Origin of the sequence: Klebsiella ornithinolytica NBRC 105727 = ATCC 31898 (assembly GCF_001598295.1) — a bacterium.
GTDB lineage: Bacteria > Pseudomonadota > Gammaproteobacteria > Enterobacterales > Enterobacteriaceae > Klebsiella > Klebsiella ornithinolytica.
In genome coordinates, this window is sequence record NZ_BCYR01000001.1 from 592,108 (window position 1) to 614,917 (window position 22,810).

14 protein-coding genes and 1 tRNA gene are annotated in these 22,810 nt (G+C 55.8%); 6 read left to right on the forward strand and 9 right to left on the reverse strand.

Features of this window, described 5'->3' with window-relative positions; genetic code table 11:
* Window positions 1-28 precede the first annotated feature (28 nt).
* From ROR01S_RS02590 to eco, 3 genes are all read left to right on the forward strand, one after another.
* Window positions 29-105 (forward strand) — tRNA-Pro (locus ROR01S_RS02590).
* Between the two features lie 232 nt (window positions 106-337).
* On the forward strand, window positions 338-1,447 hold the full coding sequence (locus ROR01S_RS02595; RefSeq protein WP_004864864.1) for an AI-2E family transporter: 1,110 nt from the start codon (window positions 338-340) through the stop codon (window positions 1,445-1,447).
* A gap of 354 nt (window positions 1,448-1,801) precedes the next feature.
* Window positions 1,802-2,293: a serine protease inhibitor ecotin gene (gene eco / locus ROR01S_RS02600; RefSeq protein WP_048023203.1), complete on the forward strand. Its 492-nt coding sequence runs from the start codon at window positions 1,802-1,804 to the stop codon at window positions 2,291-2,293.
* A 52-nt stretch (window positions 2,294-2,345) separates the two neighbouring features.
* On the opposite strand, the gene mqo is transcribed toward eco, so the two are convergent.
* Complete coding sequence (mqo, locus tag ROR01S_RS02605) at window positions 2,346-3,977, reverse strand: malate dehydrogenase (quinone) (protein ID WP_015583824.1); 1,632 nt, start codon at window positions 3,975-3,977, stop codon at window positions 2,346-2,348.
* Between the two features lie 274 nt (window positions 3,978-4,251).
* Here mqo and ROR01S_RS02610 point away from each other — a divergent pair, with 274 nt between their 5' ends.
* The gene (locus ROR01S_RS02610; protein ID WP_004864870.1) at window positions 4,252-5,499 is read left to right on the forward strand and encodes a SulP family inorganic anion transporter; all 1,248 of its coding nucleotides are present in this window, start codon (window positions 4,252-4,254) and stop codon (window positions 5,497-5,499) included.
* Here the strand turns inward: ROR01S_RS02610 and mgtE are convergent.
* The 6 genes from mgtE to ROR01S_RS02640 form a co-directional block, all read right to left on the reverse strand.
* Window positions 5,462-6,898, reverse strand: a complete 1,437-nt coding sequence (mgtE, locus tag ROR01S_RS02615; protein WP_004864871.1) for a magnesium transporter — start codon at window positions 6,896-6,898, stop codon at window positions 5,462-5,464. The two genes, ROR01S_RS02610 and mgtE, sit on opposite strands and share 38 nt — an antisense overlap.
* A 142-nt stretch (window positions 6,899-7,040) precedes the next feature.
* Window positions 7,041-8,684, reverse strand: a complete 1,644-nt coding sequence (locus ROR01S_RS02620) for a multidrug ABC transporter permease/ATP-binding protein (RefSeq protein WP_004864873.1) — start codon at window positions 8,682-8,684, stop codon at window positions 7,041-7,043.
* Window positions 8,685-8,752: 68 nt separating this feature from the next.
* Window positions 8,753-9,409: a DNA oxidative demethylase AlkB gene (gene alkB, locus ROR01S_RS02625; protein WP_015583823.1), complete on the reverse strand. Its 657-nt coding sequence runs from the start codon at window positions 9,407-9,409 to the stop codon at window positions 8,753-8,755.
* Complete coding sequence (gene ada / locus ROR01S_RS02630) at window positions 9,409-10,473, reverse strand: bifunctional DNA-binding transcriptional regulator/O6-methylguanine-DNA methyltransferase Ada (protein WP_064359085.1); 1,065 nt, start codon at window positions 10,471-10,473, stop codon at window positions 9,409-9,411. Before ada ends, alkB begins: the two co-directional genes overlap by 1 nt.
* Before the next feature lie 72 nt (window positions 10,474-10,545).
* On the reverse strand, window positions 10,546-11,598 hold the full coding sequence (apbE, locus tag ROR01S_RS02635; RefSeq protein WP_015583821.1) for an FAD:protein FMN transferase ApbE: 1,053 nt from the start codon (window positions 11,596-11,598) through the stop codon (window positions 10,546-10,548).
* A 102-nt stretch (window positions 11,599-11,700) separates the two neighbouring features.
* Window positions 11,701-12,813, reverse strand: coding sequence for a porin OmpC (locus tag ROR01S_RS02640; protein WP_004864882.1), 1,113 nt, complete (start codon window positions 12,811-12,813; stop codon window positions 11,701-11,703).
* Between the two features lie 774 nt (window positions 12,814-13,587).
* Here ROR01S_RS02640 and rcsD point away from each other — a divergent pair.
* Both rcsD and rcsB read left to right on the forward strand, forming a co-directional pair.
* The gene (rcsD, locus tag ROR01S_RS02645) at window positions 13,588-16,245 is read left to right on the forward strand and encodes a phosphotransferase RcsD (protein ID WP_015583820.1); all 2,658 of its coding nucleotides are present in this window, start codon (window positions 13,588-13,590) and stop codon (window positions 16,243-16,245) included.
* A gap of 16 nt (window positions 16,246-16,261) precedes the next feature.
* Window positions 16,262-16,912, forward strand: a complete 651-nt coding sequence (gene rcsB / locus ROR01S_RS02650) for a response regulator transcription factor RcsB (RefSeq protein ID WP_002913007.1) — start codon at window positions 16,262-16,264, stop codon at window positions 16,910-16,912.
* Window positions 16,913-16,975: 63 nt separating this feature from the next.
* Here the strand turns inward: rcsB and rcsC are convergent, their stop codons facing one another.
* Window positions 16,976-19,831, reverse strand: coding sequence for a two-component system sensor histidine kinase RcsC (gene rcsC, locus ROR01S_RS02655; RefSeq protein ID WP_048023210.1), 2,856 nt, complete (start codon window positions 19,829-19,831; stop codon window positions 16,976-16,978).
* A 167-nt stretch (window positions 19,832-19,998) separates the two neighbouring features.
* A complete protein-coding gene (gene gyrA / locus ROR01S_RS02660; RefSeq protein ID WP_004864890.1) occupies window positions 19,999-22,638 on the reverse strand; it encodes a DNA topoisomerase (ATP-hydrolyzing) subunit A in 2,640 nt (879 codons plus the stop codon).
* Window positions 22,639-22,810 lie beyond the last annotated feature (172 nt).

Genomic DNA, 22,810 nt, shown 5'->3' on the forward strand with positions numbered 1-22,810 from the left:
GGAACGGGTAATATTGTCCTCCATACGTCGGCACGTAGCGCAGCCTGGTAGCGCACCGTCATGGGGTGTCGGGGGTCGGAGGTTCAAATCCTCTCGTGCCGACCAAATCATTCACCGGTAAGTTATCTTAACAACCGGTAACCCCTTAAGAACCCGCATCCTCTCTGAGCCTGCGGGTTTTTTAATGCCCGAATCACCCCGCCGACACGGTCGCGGTCCGCGGTCGAATCCATCCCCGTTTCCGCACTGCTGATGAAGAAACTCCGACCTTACTGATTGTAAATCGAAGAATAGCTTCTATTATTCGTCGTACTTGCCTGACACCGGAACAATTAATATGAGAGTTAATGGACTTACGAAGGGATTTTTTATCCTGATTTTGCTGATGGTCAGCCTCGCCTTTTTTAATGTTCTTTCCCCCTATTATTCAGCCATACTGTGGGCCGCGATTCTGTCGGTCATCTTCAACCCGGTGAAGAACAAGTTGCGTACTCGCCTCGGTGAGCGCAATGGCCTGGCCTCGTTGTTGACCGTCGTGATTATCTGCCTGATTGTTTTCACGCCGCTGGCGATCATCATTTCATCGCTGGCGATTGAGCTCAACCTGGTTTACACCCAGCTTCAGCATAACGACACCCAGTTTCCTGTGGTGGTAGCCAATCTGTTTGCCCATCTGCCTGAGTGGGCCAGAAGCTTTCTCTCCGAACATAACCTTGACAGCGCAGAGCAGATTCAGAAACAGCTCTCTGACGCCGCTCTGAAAGGCGGGCAATATCTGGCCGGCAGCGCGTTCCTGATTGGTAAAGGGACTTTCGGCTTTACCGTTAGCTTCGGCATCATGCTGTATCTGCTGTTTTTCCTGCTCAAAGATGGCCCCTATCTGGTCATGCTCATCCTTGAGTCCCTGCCGCTGTCTAACTACGTTAAGCAGCATCTGTTTGCTAAATTTGCCGCCGTATCACGGGCAACCGTAAAAGGTACCGCCGCCGTCGCCCTCGCCCAGGGGATACTTGGCGGCATCGCGTTTTCTATCGCCGGCCTCGACGGCAGCATTTTGTGGGGCGCCATCATGGCGTTTCTGTCGCTGATTCCGGCGATCGGTTCCGCCATAGTCTGGGTACCGGCTGCCATCTTCCTGTTTGCCACCGATCAGCTATGGCAAGGGGCGTTTATCGTCGGCTTCTTCGTGATTGTGATAGGCCTGGTGGATAATATTCTGCGCCCGCTGCTGGTGGGCAAAGATACCAAAATGCCGGACTATCTGATTTTGATTGCCACCCTCGGCGGCATGGAGATTTATGGGATTAATGGCTTTGTCATCGGGCCGCTGATCGCCGCCCTGTTTATTGCCTGCTGGAATCTGCTATCGGGGCGCGAGCACGCGGGCAACACCGACGAAATCGATGAAGAGTTCATCGAGGAAGGAAAAGTCAGTCGCGATGAGTAGGCATCGGGGGGAGCATTTCGCTTCCCCCGTCTCCCCTTCTGTTACTGTTATAGCGCCCCTTATTCGCGGGTATTGGCCGGTCGGACTGGAATCATCGCACCTGAAAACGTCTTCGCTTGCTGATGATTATTAACGCCGGGTTGCCGGTTGCCGTTGGCGGCAATATCCCGTCAGGGATACCCAAAGAACCTTTCGCTCAGAGAGTCAATGTGGGTAGTGAATACTTGCAAACCAGCCAATAAAGCCAGTCAATCAGACCACAATATATGAAAATAATGGTAAATTATTCTTACCATTACGCAAAAGAGTGCTAGTCTTTTGCCGTTAAAGATCGATAACAAAGGATGATGAATCGTGAAGAAAATCTCTACGCTTGCTGTTTCTCTGCTGGCCGTTGCCTGTGTTTCCACCAGCGCGCTGGCCGCTGGACAGCCTCTGGAAAAGGTCGCCCCCTATCCGAAGGCGGAAAAAGGCATGAAGCGTCAGGTGATTCAGCTGCCGCAGCAGCAGGACGAATCCGCATTTAAAGTCGAGCTGATGATCGGCCAGACCCTTGAGGTTGACTGCAACCGCCATCGCCTCGGCGGTCAACTGGAAAGCAAAACGCTGGAAGGCTGGGGTTACGATTACTACGTTTTTGATAAAGTGACCGGACCGGTTTCAACCATGATGGCCTGCCCGGACGGCAAAAAAGAGCGTAAATTTGTGCTGGCAGGCTTGGGTGATGATGCCATGCTGCGCTACAACAGCAAGCTGCCCATCGTGGTCTACACCCCAGATAACGTCGAAGTGAAATACCGAATCTGGAAAGCAGACGAAACCATCGGCAATGCCGTTGTACGCTAACGCGAAGCGATAAACAGTCACTATCCGGCGGCATCAGCCGCCGGATGTCGTTCTACAGCGCAATATCCGCCATAGGTTTGTCACCGGAGAGCGGCTTCAGCTCCGCCAGCGGGACCTGATCAACCACCGCTACCGGCTCGTAATGCAGCTGCAGTACTTCACTGGTCCACGCCAGCGCCTGTTCAATCGCCGCCGGGTTACCATCCAGACGCAGACCGTAGGAGGGAACGATCTCTTTCAGTTTCGCCTGCCAGGCGGCCGACTGCACCTTCTCTTTAAAGACCTTCTCCATCAGCTGTAGCATGATAGGCGCCGCCGTCGATGCTCCCGGAGAAGCTCCCAGCAGCGCTGCAACGGTACCTTCGTCATCGCTGACCACTTCCGTGCCCAGACGCAGTACGCCCTTCTTACCGTTGCGTTTGATAATCTGTACGCGCTGGCCGGCCTGCCACAAGCGCCAGTCCTCTTTATTCGCTTCCGGATAGTATTCGCGCAGCGCCTCGTGACGATCGTTATCTTTCTGCATCACCTGGCTAATCAGATATTTCACCAGATCGAAGTTATCCAGACCGACATTGAGCATCGGCAGAATATTCGAGGTGTTGGTTGATGCCAGCAGATCCCACAGCGAACCGTTTTTCAGGAAGCGGGTCGAGAAGGTCGCGAATGGTCCGAACAGTACTACCCGCTTGCCATCGATAATCCGCGTATCGATATGCGGAACCGACATCGGCGGCGCGCCCACTTCGGCCTGGCCATAGACTTTCGCCAGATGATGGTTCACCACCTCCGGGTTTTCGCACACCAGGAACTGTCCCCCCACCGGGAAGCCCGCGTACTCTTTCGCCTGAGGAATACCGGTTTCCTGAAGCAGCGTCAGCGCGGCGCCGCCGGCGCCAATAAAGATAAATTTGGCTTTAATAACGCGCTTCTGGCGACGATTATCGGCATCGGCCAGGGTCACTGTCCAGCTCTTGTCCGCGTTGCGCTTAAAGCGACGCACAACGGTACCAAGCTGCAAAGAGAAGTTATCATGGGTCTGCAGTCCGGCAATCAGCTGGCGGGTGATTTCCCCGTAGTTGACGTCGGTCCCGACTTCGGTGCGGGTCGCGGCCACTTTTTGCTGCGGATCGCGCCCTTCCATCACCAGCGGCGCCCACTCTTTGATCTGCTGATGATCTTCAGAATAGCGAATCCCGCGGAACAGCTCACTCTGCTGGAGCGCCGCGTAACGCGCGCGCAGGAAATTCACATTGTCTTCGCCCCACACAAAGCTCATGTGCGGCACGCTGTTAATAAACGATTTCGGCTTACTGAGTATGCCGCGTGTCACCTGGTGAGCCCAAAATTGCCGGGAGATGTGGAAGGATTCGTTGATATCGACCGCTTTGTCGATATTAATCCCACTGGCGGTTTGTGGCGTGTAGTTCAGCTCCATCAAAGCCGCATGACCGGTACCCGCATTGTTCCAGCCATTCGAGCTCTCTTCAGCCACGCTGGACATCTGCTCGACCATGGTAATAGACCAGTCCGGCTCAAGTTCCTGAAGCCAGGTTCCCAACGTGGCGCTCATGATGCCGCCGCCAATCAACAATACATCCGTCTCTTGCTCATGGCGGGTGTTGGTCCGAGGTGTATTTGAACCAACAGCCGGTGAGCTGGGTACGGCCATCTTTTTCTTCATCGGATTTGAGCCTTACTTTACTCGCTTTTGGATTTAGCGCAGGTGAAACGATTATCGAGAATCAAGGTAACACCGAAGATCAAAAAATTAAATATTGTTTAAAATTTAAGTTGAGTTTTGAGATCTGTTATAAAAATGTTTAATAAATGTGTACGCTAAATCATATTTTGTACTGGTATATGTCACGTCCACGCGCTATCATCCCCTGTTTTGTGACAGACCGCACACAAGCTCCGGCTCGTGGTTCCGGCTTTTATCTACCAGCGAAACGCTTATGCATCAGGCCACCAACCCCGCACCACCCTCTTCGAACGGCGCGCTTCGCCATGTATTACGCTCGCCGTCGCTACTGACCCGCGAAGCGCTGGCTGGCGTACTCACCGCGCTGGCCCTGATTCCAGAGGTTATCTCCTTTTCTGTGATTGCCGGGGTTGACCCGAAAGTCAGCCTGATTGCGTCCGTCGTGCTCTGTCTGGCGATGTCGGTGCTTGGCGGCAGACCGGCCATGGTCACCGCAGCGGCGGGGTCGGTGGCGCTGGTCATTGGCCCTATGGTGCATCAACACGGCGTGGGCTATATCCTGCCCGCTGTCATTTTGGCTGGTATTATTCAAATTTTGTTTGGGTTGTGCGGTATGGCCCGACTGATGCGATTTATTCCGCAATCGGTGATGACCGGATTTGTGAATGCGCTGGGGATACTGATCTTTTTTGCCCAGCTGCCACATTTCTGGAGCACACGGCCGCTGATCCTCGGCCTGTTCGTGCTGACGCTGCTGATTGTGCTGTGGGCGCCACGCTATATCAAAGCCATCCCTTCGCCGCTGATCGCCATCATCCTGCTGACCTTGTTTACCGTCACCAGCGGCCAGCTGCTGCCCACCGTCGGTGATGAAGGCACTATGAGCGGTGGACTGCCCGGACTTACCGCTCTGCGGGTACCGCTCGATCTGCACACGCTGAGCATTATCTGGCCCTGCGCGTTGAGTATCGCCTTCGTTGGCCTGCTGGAGTCGCTGCTGACGGCTAAACTCGTGGATGATCTGACCCACACGCCATCCAGCAAAGCGCGCGAGAGCACCGGGCTGGGCATCGCCAATATTCTCGCCGGATTGTACGGCGGTATCGCCGGCTGCGCCATGATCGGGCAGACCATCGTTAACGTCGAAATGGGCAAGGGCCGAAGCCGCGTCTCAACCGTTGCGGCAGGCCTTGTACTGCTGCTGCTGGTCACCGCGCTGAGTGAAGTAATGGCTAAAATTCCGATGGTGGTGCTGGCCGGAGTGATGGTGATTGTGGCGGCAAAAACCTTCAGCTGGCACAGCATTCGGCCGGCGGAAGTGGCGCGCCATCCGTGGCCGGAAACGCTGGTTATGCTGGCGACCGTCGGCGCGACGGTCGGAACCAGCAATCTGGCCATTGGCGTTGTGGCCGGACTGGCAGTGATGGCGCTGATTCCTCGCCGGCTGCGCAGCAGGCCGGCGCTTACATCAGAAATATCGTCGCCAGACCGAGAAAAATAAAGAAGCCGCCGGTGTCGGTGATCGCGGTGATCATCACGCTGGAGCCGACCGCCGGATCGCGCCCCAGCTTGACCATCACCATCGGAATAATCACCCCCATCATCGCGGCCATCAGCAGATTCAGCATCATCGCCAGCGTCATCACGCCGCCCAGCTGCGGGTCCTGATACAACCACCAGGTGATCGCCCCCATGATCCCGCCCCATACCAGGCCGTTAATCAGCGCGACGCCCATCTCGCGCAGAATCAGAAACGAAAAGCTGCCGGGCTGAATGTGCTGTAATGCCATAGCGCGCACGATCATGGTGATCGTCTGATTGCCGGTGTTACCGCCGATCCCGGCGACGATCGGCATCAGTGAGGCAAGCGCCACCAGCTGTGAAATAGTGTGTTCAAACCCGTCAATCACCCGCGAGGCGATAAAGGCGGTGCACAGATTAACCGCCAGCCAGGCCCAGCGGGTCTTCACCGCTTTGCTGACCGGCGCAAAGACATCCTCTTCGCTGCTCAGACCGCCCATACCGCGCAGATCGCTGTCCGTCTCTTCATAGACGACGTCAACAATCTCATCGATGGTCAGACGGCCCATCAGCTTCCCTTCTGCATCAATCACCGCGGCGCTGATCAAGTCGTCACGTTCAAAGGTACGCGCCACCTTTTCAGCCTCTTCGTGCGGCTGGAAGGTGACCGGGTCCCCTTCCATGACGTCGCCGACCCGTTTTTGCGCCGCATTGAGCAGAATCGTTTGCAGCTGAAGCTCACCCAGCAGAAGCTTATTGCGGGTGGTCACAAACAGCTTATCGGTGTTCGCCGGCATTTTGCCCAACCGCCGCAGATAGCGCTGTACCGCCGCCAGCGTCATTTCCGGACGCACGACAATCACTTCGAACTCCATGATTGCCCCAACGGTATTGTCGGCGTAACGCATAATCTGGCGGACGCGCGCGCGCTTATCCGGCGGCATCGTCGCCAGTAAGCGACCGGTCAGGTTACGCGGCAGGTGCTGAACCAGATAGACCTGTTCGTCGATATCCAGGGTTTGCAGCGCGTCGAGCAGCTCGTGGTCGCTCATCTTATCGATGAGATCGCCCCAGACGTTTTCCGATGCCTCGAGCAGCACCTCGCCGCGTTTGTCGTTGCTGACCAGCTGCCAGAGCGCATTACGCCCGTCGTACGGCAGCGCTTCGAGGGCATCGGCAAGGTCCGGTGGCGGCAGGTGAGAGACCAGCACCTCGACCTCCGCCAGATCGTCTGCCAGCGTGCCGTCGTCATAGCGTTCAGCAAGCGTCAGTTTTCCCAGCAGCGCCGAGGTGACGGCTTTATCGGTGGTCAGCAGCCAGATAAGGCGGGCACGCTCTTCATCACGTAATCTGGCACTTTTTTTATGCGAAACGGACATCGGTCAGGCAATCCTTTTGAGAACATGTGGCAGGCCAGGAGCCATAAGCATAGCGCGGGGAGGGAGAAAAAATAACCGTCGCCGCGTTCAGGCGGCGGAAAAATCAACAACCGCGCCGCCGGCGAGCCGGCGACGCGATCAATCAGGCGGTGCGGGCCACCGCATCCCGGGTAGCCAGCTCGCGCTCTTCTCCCGTCAGTTCTGTCAGCTGGCCGCTTCGCATCTCCAGCAGGCGGTCGGCATGCTGGAAGTAGTGATCGTCGTGGCTAATGGCGAAAACGGTTTTCCCCATTTGCTGCAGCAGCGGCAGCAGCTGCTGGTAAAACTCGCGCCGGAAATGCGGGTCCTGATCCGCCGCCCACTCATCAAGCAGAATGATATCCCGCTCCTCCGCCAGCGCCAGCAGCAGCGCAACGCGTTTTTTCTGCCCTTTCGACAGCTTCAAATCGACAATCCTGCCGTTATCCAGCTGCAGTTTATGCGTCATTTTCAGGTACGCCATCCACTGGTCAACCAGCGCGGAGTCCGCCGCTTTGCCGCCGGGCCCCAGCAGCCGATCGAACAGCCAGACATCGGTAAAGACCGCCGAAAAAAGCTTGCGGTAATCTTCGGGCTTGTCTGCCGCAAGCGGCTGGCCATCGAGCAGAATCTGCCCGGAAGCCGGTTGATACAGCCCGGTCAGCAGCATCGCCAGCGTCGATTTACCGCTGCCGTTGCCGCCAATTAAAAACACCAGCTCGCCGCGCTGCAGGGTCAGGTTAATCGGCCCGACAGCAAAGCTGTTATCCGGATAGTGGAAGCAGACGTCGCGCAGCTCCAGAGTCTGCCAGTGCGGGTGCGGTTCCGGCTGCGGGAAGTCGGCGCGATACGGTGCCAGCGAGAAGGTATTCAGCTTGTTGAACGCCACCTGGGCGCTGAGCAATGTCGGCAGCGCTCCGACCGCCGAGAGCAGCGGCGTGCGCAGGAACAGCAGAGTCAGCGAGTAGGTCGCCGCCACCGCGGTATTCGCCCAGCCGAGGCTGTTTGCCATCCAGAACACCAGTCCGATGGCCCCCAGCATCATAATATTCGACCAGTTCACCGCGCTGAGATGGAACGTATCGGCGCGGATAATATGGTGACGATATTCGCGGGCATCCGGCAAATAAAGCTGATTAAACACGTATTCCGCGCGTTCCCGGTTAAGGGTTAACTCTTTGCGCCCCTCCAGCACCGTCTGGTAGTCGTGGTACAGCTTGTCTTCCGTTTCCCGCAGCGTCGCCATATGCCTGTAGACGCGAGCCACCAGCACAAACCCGCCCCAGATGGTCAGCGCCATCCACAGCGCGGTCACCATCATCATTTTGCCCGACAGCCACGCCAGATAGGCGGCGGAACCAAAGGTCAGGATAATCCCCTGCACCAGCTCCGGCAGGCGCACAAAAGCGATGGTGATATTGCGAATGTCGCTGGTTAAACCGGCAAGCAGCGAAGCGCTACCGATCTTCTCGACCTTTTCGATTTGGGTATCAAGGATGCGTTTGATAAATTCGCCGCGCAGGCGGAAGACAAAATGGTGGCCCAGGGTGGTCAGGGCCAGCTGGGAACCCAGCGTCACGACCATCAGCAGCAGCAACAAACCGAGAAATTCCGGCAGCACCGCCAGCGAGGTATCGACCACGGTCATCAGACGCAGATTAATAAAGGCAATAAGCCCGATTCCCAGCGCCGCACTGAGCAGACTCAGGGCAATGACGGAGATAAACGGCCAGCGATACTGGCGCCAGACAAGCAGCAGAAGTTCCATAACTCACAATCCGGGCAGCAAAACAGCCAGCAGTTTAAACTGCTCGCCCATGACATCAAGAATAATTCTTATTTTTGTTCTCTCGCACCGGCAAGACGGAAGGTGAGGTTATAGCGACAGGCGCCGGTCTGCGGATGGTCGCCCTCTTTCAGCGGCTGGATACCGTGGTAAAACAGGCGCGATTCTCCCCCCCAGACCACCACATCGCCATGCTCCAGCAGCACGCGCTGCAGCGGATCGCTGCGCCGCAGACCGCCAAACTGAAACACGGCGGGCAGCCCCAGTGACACCGACACAATAGGCGCCCGCAGATCGCGTTCATCTTTATCCTGATGCAGAGACAGCTTTGCCCCGGGCTGATAGCGGTTAATCAGACAGGCATCGGGAGCAAAATCAGGATAGCCGCAGGCAAGCGCCGCCTCCGCAGCCAGTTGACGAAAGATCGTCGGCATCGACGGCCAGCGCTGACCGGTTAACGGATCGTCAGGAGCATAGAGGTAGCCGTGCATATCGGTGGTCCAGCCCACTCTGCCGCAGTTGGTCATCGCCACCGACATGGTATAGCCTCCCGGCGTCACCATTTGACGAAACGGCGAGCGGCTGGCGACCTGCATTATCGCCTGCAGCAACGCCGCCGCGCGCCGGTGGGCGAAGCGCCGCAGAATGGTGGCCCCCGGCGCCAGCGGCTCCTGCCAGGGAGGCGTATCGGCGAATAAATCGAGCATCACTTCTCCTCAGTTTGCGCTTCCCGGGCCAGCAATTGCGCTTTACGGGCCGTTCCCCAGCGATAGCCTGAGAGCACCCCGCCCTCGCGGACCACCCGATGGCACGGGATAACAATGGCGAGTTTATTGGCCGCGCAGGCGCCTGCCACGGCTCTCACCGCACGGGGTTGGCCAATGCTCTGCGCGACCTGACGATAGCTGCGGGTCTCTCCTGCCGGGATCTGGCGCAACGCCTGCCAGACGCGCAGCTGAAACGCGGTACCGCGCAGATCCAGCGGTAGATTAACGGCCTTGCGAGGATCGTCCAGATGGGCGAAAACCTCGGCTACCCGCTGGCAAAAATGCGCATCCCCCGGCAGAAGCCGGGCGTGAGGGAAGAGACGGGATAACGCATCAAGCAGCGCTGCGTCCTCTTCCCCTGGTAAAACGGCGCACACCCCCCGTTCACTTTCCGCAACCAGGCAGCGGCCGACCGCGCAGTCGCCGACAGTATAGATAATGTCGGTATCCTCGCCGCCGCGGCGAAACTGGCGGGCGGTCATCCCAAGCGCGGCATCCGCCTGACGATAATAACTGCTGCCTCCGGGAAAGCCTGCCGCTAGCACGGCGGGCGTCACTTTTTCCCCCTGCCCCAGCGCTTCGCGCAAACGTCGCGCACGCCATGCCTGTTGCCAGGCTTTCGGCGTCATTCCGGTGACGGATTTGAATAAACGATGAAAATGAAAGGGGCTGACCGCCAGTTCCTGCGCCAGTGCCTCAAGGGTCACGGGCGATTCCTGTTCCAGCAGGCGACAGGCCCGGGTGACTTTGTCCACCTTCTGCTGCTGCGGATCGCGTTTATCCGGCTGGCAGCGCTTACAAGGACGAAAGCCAGCGGCGATCGCCGCCTCAACCGCGGGGTAAAAGCGCACATTCTCCCGCAGCGCTCGCCGCGAACGGCAGGACGGGCGGCAACAGATACCGGTGGTCAGTACGGCAAAGACAAACTGACCATCGGCTCGCACATCGCGATCGCACACCGCCTGCCAGCGGCGATCGTCGGTATCAGCAATTATCGGTTTCATAACGGGCTCCTGCTTTAAGTGTATCGTCAGTCTGAATCCGCGCCCGATGAAAAAAACCCGAAATCTTGCTGTTTAATTCTTTTCGCCGACGAGGAAAGTGCGGAACTGCGGCGACATCCAGGTTGTAAACCCGTCGCCCTCTTTGACGATCATGTAAACCGCCAGCCCCTGCTGGCGCACCACTTCCTGCGCCCTTTCCGGCCCCAACACCATCAGGCCGGTATCCCAGCCGTCCGCTTCCAGCGCCGTTGGGGCGATGACCGTGACCGAGACCAGCTTATGGTCAATCGGCCGGCCGGTTTGCGGATCGATAACGTGGGAAATACGTTTACCGTCCAGCTCATAGTAGTTGCGATAGCTGCCGGAGGTGCTGATCCCATGTCCGTTGATATCAACAATCGCCTGCACGGCATTTTCGCGATCGGTTGGTTTCTGGATGGCCACCCGCCACGGCTGCCCGTCGCCGTTCATTCCCCGGCTGACCAACGCCCCGCCGACCGAAACCAGGTAGCGGGAAATGCCCTCCTGCTCCATCAGGCGAGCCAGATGATCGGCGGCATAGCCTTCGCCAACGGTGGAGAGATCGACAAACAGATCCGGGATGTCTTTTTGCAGATATTGCCGATCCGCGTGGTTAATGACCGTCAGATGCTGGAGCCCCGTGCGCGCTTTCGCGGCGGCGATCTGCTGAGGATCCGGCGTTTTAACCGGTTGCTTGTCGGGGCCAAACCCCCAGAGGTTTACCAGCGGCCCCACCGTAATATCCATGGCGCCCGCGGTTTTGGCGCCGATGCGCAGCGAGAGAGTGACAATATCAGCCATCGCTTCGCTGACCGGCCACGGCTCGGTCGTGGTGGCATGGTTAAAGCGCATCAGCGCAGAATCGTTCTTCCAGGTGGAGAGCAGACGATCGTCGGCATCGAGCTGCGCCTGGACCTTCTGTCGCAGCGCCTCGGCTTTGGCTTCATCAACGCCAATGACGCTGACCCGCCAGAATGTGCCCATCGTCTTACCATCCAGTACGGTCGCGGCACTTTTTGGCGCAGTGGGAGTTGTGGCTGAATCGCAGCCGGAAAGCAGTACGCAGACGCTGAACAGCGCGCTACGGAAAAAAGTGATATCCATACAATCAGGTTCCTCTTGCTAAGGCAGCAAGATTACACCAGCGAGGTTAAACCGGGCATAAAAAAAGGCGCCAGAGGCGCCTTTTTCATCACTTCAGCGTGCTTAGAACTGGTAAACCAGGCCCAGAGCAACCACGTCGTCGGTAGAGATACCGGCACGACGGGTGAATTCATTGTCGTCCAGCAGGTTGATTTTGTAATCAACGTAGGTAGACATGTTTTTGTTGAAGTAGTAGGTCGCACCCAGGTCAACGTATTTCAGGATATCCTGATCGCCGAAACCTTCGATGTCCTTACCTTTAGACTGCAGGTAAGCAACGGACGGACGCAGACCGAAGTCGAACTGGTACTGAGCAACCACTTCGAAGTTCTGCGCTTTGTTTGCATAACCGCTAATAGCGTCTGCATTGCCATTACCGCTGAAACGGGTCGCGTTGTAGGTCTGGGTGTACTGAGTTGCCAGGTAAACGTTGTTCGCGTCGTATTTCAGACCACCGGTGTAGGTTTCAGCGTTATCACCACGACCTTTGGACAGAGAGTTCTGATCATCAGTACGTTTGGAGTGGCTGTAAGCGAAACCAGCGCTGATGCCGTCCCAGATGTCATAAGTTACGGAAGTACCGAAACCGTCGCCGTTCTGTTTCAGAGCGCCACGACCGTTGTTGGTTGCGCCTTCGCCGCTAACGCTGCCGTTTTTACCCTGGTACTGCAGAGCAAAGTTCAGGCCGTCAACCAGACCGAAGAAGTCAGAGTTACGGTAGGTTGCAACGCCGTTAGCACGGGACTGCAGGAAGTTGTCAGAACCGTAGGTGTCGCCGCCGAATTCCGGCAGAACGTCGGTCCAGGAAGTTACGTCGTAAACAACGCCGTAGTTACGACCGTAATCGAAAGAGCCCGCGTCGCCAAATTTCAGACCAGCAAACGCCAGACGAGTCCATGCCTGATCGCTTGAGCTTTCAGTGTTGTTCGCCTGAACGTTGTATTCCCACTGGCCGTAACCGGTCAGCTGGTCATTGATCTGAGTTTCGCCTTTAACGCCTACACGCATGTAGGTCTGGTCGCCGTCAACGCTCTTGTCGTCAGAGAAATAGTGCAGACCGTCGATTTTACCGTACAGGTCTAATTTGTTGCCGTCTTTGTTATAAATTTCAGCCGCATTCGCTGCGCCTGCTACCAGCAGAGCCGGTACCAGGAGGGACAGTACTTTAACTTTCATGTTATTAACCCTCTGTTTGTTATATGCCTTTTATTATTGCCACTGCTTACTGATTACCCTTCTAATCAGTCGGCTATATTCATTGTGCTGTAAAATGCAGAATAATCCAACAAGAATATGATACGAAAACTTCTAAGGTGTTTCAAAATGCGCACAAGATGTTTCAAATTGTAAACACAGGGGAACTTTTCTTCATCGCTAAAAAGCACTAAAATAAGCACCAATAATCAAGAAAATAAATTTTTTCAATGAAGTTCATGCAGTTACACGTTGTTTCATGTATAGCACTGAATGACAAAACAAAATCCACCCCGGCGACTAGAATAACTCTCGCTATCATCATTAACTTTATTTATTACCGTCATTCAGTTCTGAATGTCTGTTTACCCCTATTTCAACCGGATGCCTCGCATTCGGTTTTTTTTTACCCTTCTTTACATAACTTTAATTACCCGGCGATATCCACGGAAAAAAATAACGGTTATTAATCAATCACCTCGCAAGTGAGTAAAGTCTTATCCAGATAATTTCTTGTTATTTAGTGCTATTTATTGCCAGAAACGGGTAAATAATTGTACAAGGTTCGCCCTGGTGTACATCTTATTGCGCGCGATTTTTTAAGATAATTCTTACGATTAAAAAAAATTGCAGAACCGCAATCTGTAGTATGGATTTGATAAATTAGCCTTTATACTGCTTAGCGTATTCACTCTGCTAGCAGCTACCTGGGGCGATGCCCTGCTTACAAACCTTGATGAGTCGCTCCGTCACACGATGACCCAGAAAAAATTCTCCCTGATGCCAGGCAGCATCACCCGCTTCTTCATTTTAATGGTCATCGTCCTGCTGGCGACCATGGGTGTTATGATCCAAAGCGCGGTCAATACCTGGCTGAAAGATAAAAGTTATCAGGTCATTGATGTCAGCCACGCGCTGCATAAACGCATCGATACCTGGCGCTACGCAACCTGGCAGATTTACGACAATATCGCCGCCACCCCTTCCAGCACCGTGAGCGATGGCCTGCAAGAAACGCGGTTGAAGCAGGATGTTTACTACCTGGAAAAACCGCGGCGGAAAACCGAAGCGCTGATCTTTGGATCCCACGACAGCTCCACCCTGGAGATGACGCAGAAAATGTCCAGCTACCTCGACATCTTGTGGGGAGCGGAAACCATCCCCTGGTCGATGTACTATCTGAATGGTCTGGATAACAGTCTGATCCTTGTGTCGACGCTGCCGCTGAAAGATCTGTCATCCAGCTTTAAAGAGTCAACGATTACCAGCGTGGTTGAATCCCGTCGCGCAGAAATGCTGCTGCAGGCAAACACCCTGGACGAGAGGGAAACCTTTTCCTCTCTGCGCCGCCTCTCCTGGCAGAATGGCCACTATTTTACCCTGCGCACCACCTTTAACCAGCCGGGCCACCTGGCAACCGTTGTCGCCTTTGACCTGCCGATTAACGACCTGATTCCGCCCGGCATGCCGCTGGATAATTTCCGTATTGAACCCGACCCGGCGCAAAGCGCGGTCAGCAACCCGGAAAAAGAGGCCACCGATAGCGTTAATATCGACTTTAACGGGGCGCGAATTGAGATCATCACCAGCATTAGCACCACCGGTATGCGCCTGATCTGGGTGGTTCCCTTCGGGTCGCTGCTGCTGGAGTCACTGCAGAACGTTCTCCTGCCGCTGCTGCTGATTATCGGCCTGCTGGCGTTAACGCTGTTCGGTTTTACGACGTTTCGCCATTACAACGGCCGCGGCCGTCAGACCGGTACCGCCGTCTCTCCCGCCGCCAATAGCGAATTGCGCACCCTGCGCGCCATTAACGAAGAGATCGTCTCGCTGTTGCCGCTGGGGCTGCTGGTTCACGATCAGGAAGCCAACCGTACAATTATCAGTAACCCGATTGCCGATCATCTCCTGCCGCACCTCAATCTGCAAAACATCACCAACATGGCCGATCAGCATCAGGGGGTTATCCAGGCGACAATCAATAACGAGCTGTATGAAATACGTCAGTATCGCAGCCAGGTCGCGCCGCGGACGCAGATCTTCATTATTCGCGATCAGGACCGGGAGGTTCTGGTCAATAAAAAACTGAAACAGGCCCAGCGCCTGTACGAGAAAAACCAGCAGGGGCGCATTGCATTTATGCAGCATATCGGCAGCGCCTTAAAACAGCCGGCGCAGAGCCTGGCCGAAGAAGCGGCTGCCATTGGGATTGCCCAAAGCCTTCAGCTTGCGCAGCATGCTGACCAGTTGGTACAGCTGGTCGATGAAATTCAGCTGGCGAATCTTCTGGAGAGCGACAGCTGGAAAAGTAATCCTGGGCTGTTCTCCATTCAGGAGCTGATCGATGAAGTGGTGCCTGAGGTGCTGCCGATCATTAAACGCAAAGGTCTGCAGTTGCTGATCAACAATGCGCTGCCGGCCAATGAACAACGCTATGGCGATCGCGATGCGCTGCGCCGCACGCTGCTGTTACTCATTCAATACTCGGTGACCACGACGCAAATTGGCAAAATCACGCTTGAAGTGAGTAAAGATGAGTCCGCTGACGACCGGCTGACCTTCCGTATTCTGGATACCGGCAACGGCGTTTCCGGCAATGAAATCGACAATATGCACTTCCCGTTCCTGAACGAGACCCAGTCCGACCTGTATGGTAAAGCCAACGCCCTCACCTTCTGGCTCTGCGATCGCCTGACGCGCAGGCTTGGCGGTCAGATGAACATCAAGGCGCGCGAGTCGCTGGGAACCCGCTATTCTCTCCATCTCAAAATGCCGGCCAGCGAAGAAGAGAGCGATTCCGGCGAACATCTGCTGGATGATGTCGTGGTGATGCTCGATATTACCGCCAATGAGGTCCGCCGGATTGTGGTGCGCCAGCTCGAAAGCTGGGGAGCAACCTGCATCACGCCGGATGAAAGGCTGGCAAGTCAAGAATACGATCTCTTTTTAACGGATAATCCGTCTAATCTTACTGCTTCGGGCTTGCTTTTAAGCGATGATGAGGTCGGGATACGCAAAATTGGCCCAGGCCAGCTGCGTGTCAATTTTAATATCAGCACGGCTATGCAGGAAGCGATTCTGCAACTGATTGAACAGCAGCTGGCGCAGGAAGAGGGGCAATCTCCCTCTGCGGGAAGCGAAAGTAACGCCGAACTCCATGCCAGCGGCTATTACGCACTGTTTGCCGACACAGTTCCGGATGATGTTAAGAGGCTGTATACTGAACTGGCAACGAGCGATTTAGCTGCGCTGGCGCAGACAGCGCACCGCCTCAAAGGGGCGTTTGCTATGCTTAATCTGATACCCGGCAAACAGTTATGTGAAACGCTTGAGCATCTGATTCGCGAGAAAGATGCGCAAGGCATAGAAAAATATATCAGCGACATTGACGTTTACGTCAAGAGCTTGCTGTAGCAAGGTAGCCTAATACATGAACACTATGAACGTAATTATTGCCGATGACCACCCGATCGTACTGTTCGGTATTCGTAAATCCCTTGAGCAAATCGAATGGGTCAACGTAGTCGGCGAATTTGAAGATTCAACGGCACTTATCAATAATCTTCCTAAATTAGACGCACACGTTTTGATTACCGACCTGTCGATGCCTGGCGATAAATACGGCGACGGGATCACGTTGATCAAATACATCAAACGCCATTTTCCGGATCTGTCTATCATCGTTCTGACGATGAACAACAACCCGGCGATCCTTAGCGCAGTGCTGGATCTGGATATCGAAGGGATCGTGCTGAAACAAGGCGCCCCGACCGATCTGCCTAAAGCGCTGGCGGCGCTGCAGAAAGGCAAAAAATTCACCCCGGAAAGCGTTTCGCGCCTGCTGGAAAAAATCAGCGCCAGCGGTTACGGCGACAAGCGCCTGTCGCCGAAAGAGAGCGAAGTGCTACGCCTGTTCGCCGAAGGGTTTCTCGTGACCGAGATTGCCAAAAAGCTGAACCGCAGCATTAAAACCATCAGTAGCCAGAAGAAATCGGCGATGATGAAGCTGGGCGTGGAAAACGATATCGCGCTGCTGAACTACCTGTCTTCCGTTTCTCTGAGCGCCACCGACAAAGAGTAACGCTGCCTGCCCGGATAACGGCTCTGCGCCTTATCCGGGCAAGTCCACCACCGCTTCCCTGCCCTACTCCCTTTCCTGACGTTCTTTGCGCACCCGCGCGGCGTAGATCGCCAGCGTCTGCTTGATAATATCGAGCGTCACCGGTTTCGACAGACAGTTATCCATACCCGACTCCAGGCAGCGCTGTTTCTCCTCAGCCAGCGCGTTGGCGGTCACTCCGATGACCGGCAGGGTCATTCCCAGCTCGCGGATACGCTGCGTCAGGCGATAGCCATCCATATTCGGCATGTTGACATCGCTCAGCACGATATCGATATGCTGTTTGCTCAGCACGCCCAGCGCATCGACCCCATCGTTTGCCGTCACGCACTGATAGCCCAGCGAGCCAAGCTGGTCGGCCAGCAGCCGGCGGTTAATCGGATGATCGTCCACCACCAGGATCATCATATCGTCATTGCTGGCGACCTGCGTTTCCGGAGCGGCGAGCGCCGGGCCGTGTTCGGTGGTCGTCACCGCAATCCGCAAGATACGTCCCAGCAGCGGCAGCAGTTCGTGCGGTGTCGTCACGCTGTGTATCCACTCGCCAGGCGTGCGTTCCAGGGGAATACCGATATGACGACGACAGAAAATCACCGCCGCACTCCCCTGCCAGCGCGCGTCCGGCTCATCATCAGTCAGCAAAATATCATCTGCGCCGGGCCGTTGGCCGTCATAGATTTGGCAGTGAAGACCGTGACAGGTGAGCAGCGACTCGACAAACAGCGCCAGGGAGGCGTTGCGGATCGCCAGCCAGCAACACGTACCCGCCAGGCCATCAATCACCAGCGGCGAGCGGTTTTGCACGCCGTACAGCGGAATACGAATGGTAAAGCGACTGCCCATTCCCGGTTCGGTTTCGACGGCAATATCACCGTCCATCATGCTGATGAGCTTTTCACATATCGCCAGCCCCAGACCGGTCCCCTGGAAGTTGCGCTGCACGCCGGTCCCCACCTGGAAGAACGGGTCAAACAGGCGCACCACCTCTTTTGCCGGGATCCCTTCGCCAGTATCGCGCACACTAATTTGCAGGTAATCCCCGGCGCACTGCACGTGCAGGACGATGCAGCCGGTGTCGGTAAACTTAATGGCGTTGCTCAACAGGTTAGAAATGACCTGCTGCAAGCGCATCGGGTCGCCGGACATCAGCTGCGGAACGTCAGGCTCGATAAAGCAGTAGAGCCCCAGCTGTTTACGCACCACCAGCGGTAAATAGTTGGCCGAGATATGGTTCATCACCTCACGCGGCGAAAACTCACCGGGTTCGATTTTCAGCTGCTCGGATTCGATTTTCGAGAAATCGAGGATATCGCTGATGATTTTCAGCAGCAGGCTCGAGGAGTTATTCATCGCCGTGACCAGCCTGTCGACGCCCTTCGGCAGCTCTTTGGTTTGCAACAGGTCAAGGTTACCGATTATTCCGTACAGCGGCGTTCGCAGCTCGTGGCTGACGGTGGCGAGGAACATCGATTTCGACTGGCTGGCCTGCTCCGCAGCCTGCGCCATCTCCTGCAACGACTCTTCCATCTTGACGCGGGCGCTGACGTCCACCAGCACGCAAATCGCGACGTTTTCATTGCGATAGCGCGAATGGACGAAGCTAATCTGCAGGTTGGTGTTGTTGCTGGTCAACACATCCACAAAGTTGACCTGCTGGCCGCAAATAATCTGCGTTAACCGCTGCCGATCCTCATGGGTCAGCATATTGAGGTAGTTGTGCGCCAGTTCGTTGCTCAGAATATTGGTGCCATCGAGGGTGCGCAGAATACAAATCCCCACCGGCGCCGATGCGACGATTTTACGGTTGAACTGCTCATGCTCTTCCAGCCGCTGGGCATCATTCTCCGCCGGGATAAAGATCCGCCGCTCATACATCCGCGCCAGGGCAAACAGAATCACCCCGGTGAGGATATTCAGGACAATCGCGTTGATAATCAGCATCCGGATACGTTCGAGCACCTGATCGACCGACACGGAATAAACGATGCTTAACGACGACGGCGGCAGACTCTTCTTCAGCGCCAGCTCGCGGAAACCCGCGGTGTAGCCAAACCAGATCCGCTCCTGCATCCAGCGGGCTTCGCTCTTGATTTTGTTATCCTGCCCGGCAAGAGAAATAAGCGGCTGTCCGTTGTCGTCGAGAATCGTGACGCTCATTGGCAGACTGCCCGGCGTAAAGAAGCTCTCCATACGAATGGTCTGCTCAATACCCAGCAACGCCTGCAGGCGGTTTGCCATATAAACCGGCGTCAGGGCGTAAAAGTAGCCCACGCCCGGACGCACGCCCTGGCTTATCCAGAACAGGTTGTTGCCGCGCTCGTTTTGCGGCGCATCGCGGTACTGCTCAATACGCTGGTGCAGCACTTTCAGCGCCTGATCGCGCTCCAGCGGCATCTCCCGCAGGCCAAAGTTGGCCATACACAAATTATCGCTGCCAATGAGAAAGATGCGGTTGAGGTCATAGGCCGCGGAAAAGTTATCGCGCCAGTAGCGCATAAACCACGCCAGCGACTGCAGGGAGTTGCGCCAGGTCGCGCCCATTGTCCCGCAATCAGAATCAGGGTACAGCGGTTCAAAATCAGGAACGGCGATATTGCCGCCCGGAGCGGGAGTCGCCCCGCCCTCGTCGCCGCTGGTCGGACGGTTGCCGGCCACGTATTTCAGCTCTTTAATCACATCCGCGGTTCGCTGAATATAGCGCTGCGCCTGATCGGCATTGAGGTTAAATTCCTGGCGGATCTCCGACTCTCTGTCATGCAGGGCGTTGACGATATAGAACACGGAAACGAAAGCGATCAGCATCCAGAGCAGTACCGCCAGCGCTCTGAACAGGTAGCGTGAAACCTTTAGCGTGGTATGAAAAGAGGCAAGATATTTCAATGGGGCGATACTCGGCCGTCAGGGACTCAACAGAATGGGGTTAAGGTAGCGGTAAACACGTTTCGTCGCAACGTTATACTCTCTGGATTTCGCCTCGGATAAAGGCGCAGCGTACAAATAAAAAGGGCCGGAGTCTCTCCCGGCCCTTTTCGCATCACTAGCGCAGATTATTCTTCATCTTCGACAGCGTCATCATCGGCGTCAGCGTCAGTTTCCGGCGCGATCTCGTCGTCGCCTTCCGCTACGCTGCCGTCGATGGCATCCAGCTCTTCGTCATCAACCGGCTCGGCTACGCGCTGCAGGCCTACGACGTTTTCATCTTCCGCGGTACGGATCAGAATAACGCCCTGCGTGTTACGACCGACGATGCTGACTTCCGACACGCGCGTACGCACCAGGGTGCCGGCATCGGTGATCATCATGATCTGATCGCAATCATCGACCTGCACAGCGCCGACCACGGAACCGTTACGCTCGGTGACCTTAATGGAGATCACGCCCTGCGTTGCACGGGACTTAGTCGGATACTCTGCCGCCGCCGTACGTTTACCGTAACCATTCTGCGTGACGGTCAGGATAGCGCCTTCGCCGCGTGGAATGATCAGCGAAACCACTTTATCGTCACCCGCCAGCTTGATGCCGCGAACGCCGGTAGCGGTACGGCCCATGGCACGGACCGCGCTCTCTTTAAAGCGCACCACTTTACCGGCGGCTGAGAACAGCATCGCTTCATCATTACCGTTGGTCAGGTCAACGCCAATCAGCTCGTCGCCTTCGTTCAGGTTCACCGCGATGATCCCGGCAGAACGTGGACGGCTGAACTCGGTCAGCGCGGTTTTCTTCACGGTACCGCTGGCGGTCGCCATAAAGACGTTCACGCCTTCTTCGTATTCGCGTACCGGCAGAATAGCGGTAATGCGTTCGTTAGCTTCCAGCGGCAACAGGTTGACGATTGGACGCCCGCGCGCACCACGGCTGGCTTCCGGCAGCTGATAGACCTTCATCCAGTACAGGCGGCCACGGCTGGAGAAGCAGAGGATCGTGTCATGGGTATTGGCCACCAGCAGGCGGTCGATAAAGTCTTCTTCTTTAATACGTGCGGCCGATTTACCTTTGCCACCGCGACGCTGCGCCTCATAGTCGGTCAGCGGCTGATACTTCACATAGCCCTGGTGAGACAGGGTGACCACCACATCTTCCTGGTTGATCAGATCTTCGATGTTGATATCCGCGGTGTTGGCGGTGATTTCGGTACGACGCGCGTCGCCGAACTGTTCGCGCATGGCTTCCAGCTCTTCACGAATCACTTCCATCAGACGGTCGGCGCTGCCGAGGATATGCAGCAGTTCAGCGATCTGTTCCAGCAGCTCTTTGTATTCATCGAGCAGTTTTTCATGCTCAAGGCCGGTCAGTTTCTGCAGACGCAGATCCAGGATCGCCTGGGCCTGCTGTTCGGTCAGATAATATTGACCGTCGCGCACGCCGAATTCTGGCTCCAGCCACTCCGGACGCGCGGCATCATCACCGGCACGTTCCAGCATCGCCGCCACGTTGCCCAGATCCCATGGACGCGCGATCAGGCCAGCTTTCGCTTCCGCAGGCGTTGGCGCACGGCGGATAAGCTCGATGATCGGGTCGATGTTGGCCAGCGCAATCGCCAGCGCTTCAAGGATATGCGCGCGATCGCGGGCTTTACGCAGTTCGAAAATGGTACGACGCGTCACCACTTCGCGGCGGTGGCGCACGAACGCTGAAAGAATATCTTTCAGGTTCATGATCTTCGGCTGACCATGGTGCAGCGCAACCATGTTAATACCGAAGGAGACCTGCAGCTGCGTCTGGGAGTAGAGGTTGTTAAGCACCACTTCGCCCACCGCATCGCGTTTCACTTCAATCACGATGCGCATCCCGTCTTTATCAGACTCGTCACGCAGCGCGCTGATGCCTTCAACGCGTTTGTCTTTCACCAGCTCGGCAATTTTCTCGATCAGGCGCGCTTTGTTCACCTGATACGGAATTTCGTGCACGATGATGGTTTCACGACCGGTCTTCGCATCGGTTTCCACCTCAGCGCGGGCGCGAATATAAATTTTGCCACGACCGGTGCGGTAAGCTTCCTCAATCCCACGACGACCATTAATAATGGCGGCGGTCGGGAAGTCCGGACCCGGGATGTGCTCCATCAGCCCTTCGACGGAGATATTTTCATCGTCGATATAGGCCAGGCAGCCGTTGATCACTTCCGTCAGGTTGTGCGGCGGAATGTTGGTTGCCATCCCGACGGCGATACCGGACGAACCGTTCACCAGCAGGTTAGGGATTTTCGTCGGCATGACGTCGGGAATACGTTCCGTACCGTCATAGTTATCAACGAAATCAACCGTCTCTTTTTCCAGGTCGGCCATCAGCTCGTGGGCGATTTTCGACATACGGATTTCCGTATAACGCATCGCTGCGGCGGAGTCGCCATCGACAGAACCGAAGTTACCCTGGCCATCGACCAGCATATAACGTAAGGAGAATGGCTGTGCCATACGTACAATGGTGTCATAAACGGCGGTATCACCATGAGGGTGGTATTTACCGATTACGTCACCAACGACACGGGCGGATTTTTTATAGGCTTTGTTCCAGTCATTGCCCAATACGTTCATGGCGTAAAGTACGCGACGGTGTACCGGTTTCAGGCCATCTCGGACATCCGGCAGCGCACGGCCAACAATGACCGACATCGCATAATCCAGATACGAGCTCTTAAGCTCTTCCTCAATGTTGACCGGTGTAATTTCTCTCGCAAGGTCGCTCATCTAACCGCTATCCCTCTACTGTATCCCGGATTCAAAGGTCGCAAATTATAACACAGCCACGGTGATACGGGTAAACCTATACCCAATGAATTTCGCGCCGCATCGTGGCGGTAAACGCAGGCGCTCCGATTCGCGTCATCGGGTCGCGGCAAAAGGCGATGGGGATAGACGG

Coding starts and splice junctions, on each gene's coding strand:
- ROR01S_RS02595 (WP_004864864.1), top strand. CDS start 338: ATGAGAGTTAATGGACTTACGAAGGGATTTTTTATCCTGATTTTGCTG.
- mqo (WP_015583824.1), bottom strand. CDS start 3,977: ATGAAGAAAAAGATGGCCGTACCCAGCTCACCGGCTGTTGGTTCAAAT.
- ROR01S_RS02610 (WP_004864870.1), top strand. CDS start 4,252: ATGCATCAGGCCACCAACCCCGCACCACCCTCTTCGAACGGCGCGCTT.
- mgtE (WP_004864871.1), bottom strand. CDS start 6,898: ATGTCCGTTTCGCATAAAAAAAGTGCCAGATTACGTGATGAAGAGCGT.
- ROR01S_RS02620 (WP_004864873.1), bottom strand. CDS start 8,684: ATGGAACTTCTGCTGCTTGTCTGGCGCCAGTATCGCTGGCCGTTTATC.
- alkB (WP_015583823.1), bottom strand. CDS start 9,409: ATGCTCGATTTATTCGCCGATACGCCTCCCTGGCAGGAGCCGCTGGCG.
- ada (WP_064359085.1), bottom strand. CDS start 10,473: ATGAAACCGATAATTGCTGATACCGACGATCGCCGCTGGCAGGCGGTG.
- apbE (WP_015583821.1), bottom strand. CDS start 11,598: ATGGATATCACTTTTTTCCGTAGCGCGCTGTTCAGCGTCTGCGTACTG.
- ROR01S_RS02640 (WP_004864882.1), bottom strand. CDS start 12,813: ATGAAAGTTAAAGTACTGTCCCTCCTGGTACCGGCTCTGCTGGTAGCA.
- rcsD (WP_015583820.1), top strand. CDS start 13,588: ATGACCCAGAAAAAATTCTCCCTGATGCCAGGCAGCATCACCCGCTTC.
- rcsB (WP_002913007.1), top strand. CDS start 16,262: ATGAACACTATGAACGTAATTATTGCCGATGACCACCCGATCGTACTG.
- gyrA (WP_004864890.1), bottom strand. CDS start 22,638: ATGAGCGACCTTGCGAGAGAAATTACACCGGTCAACATTGAGGAAGAG.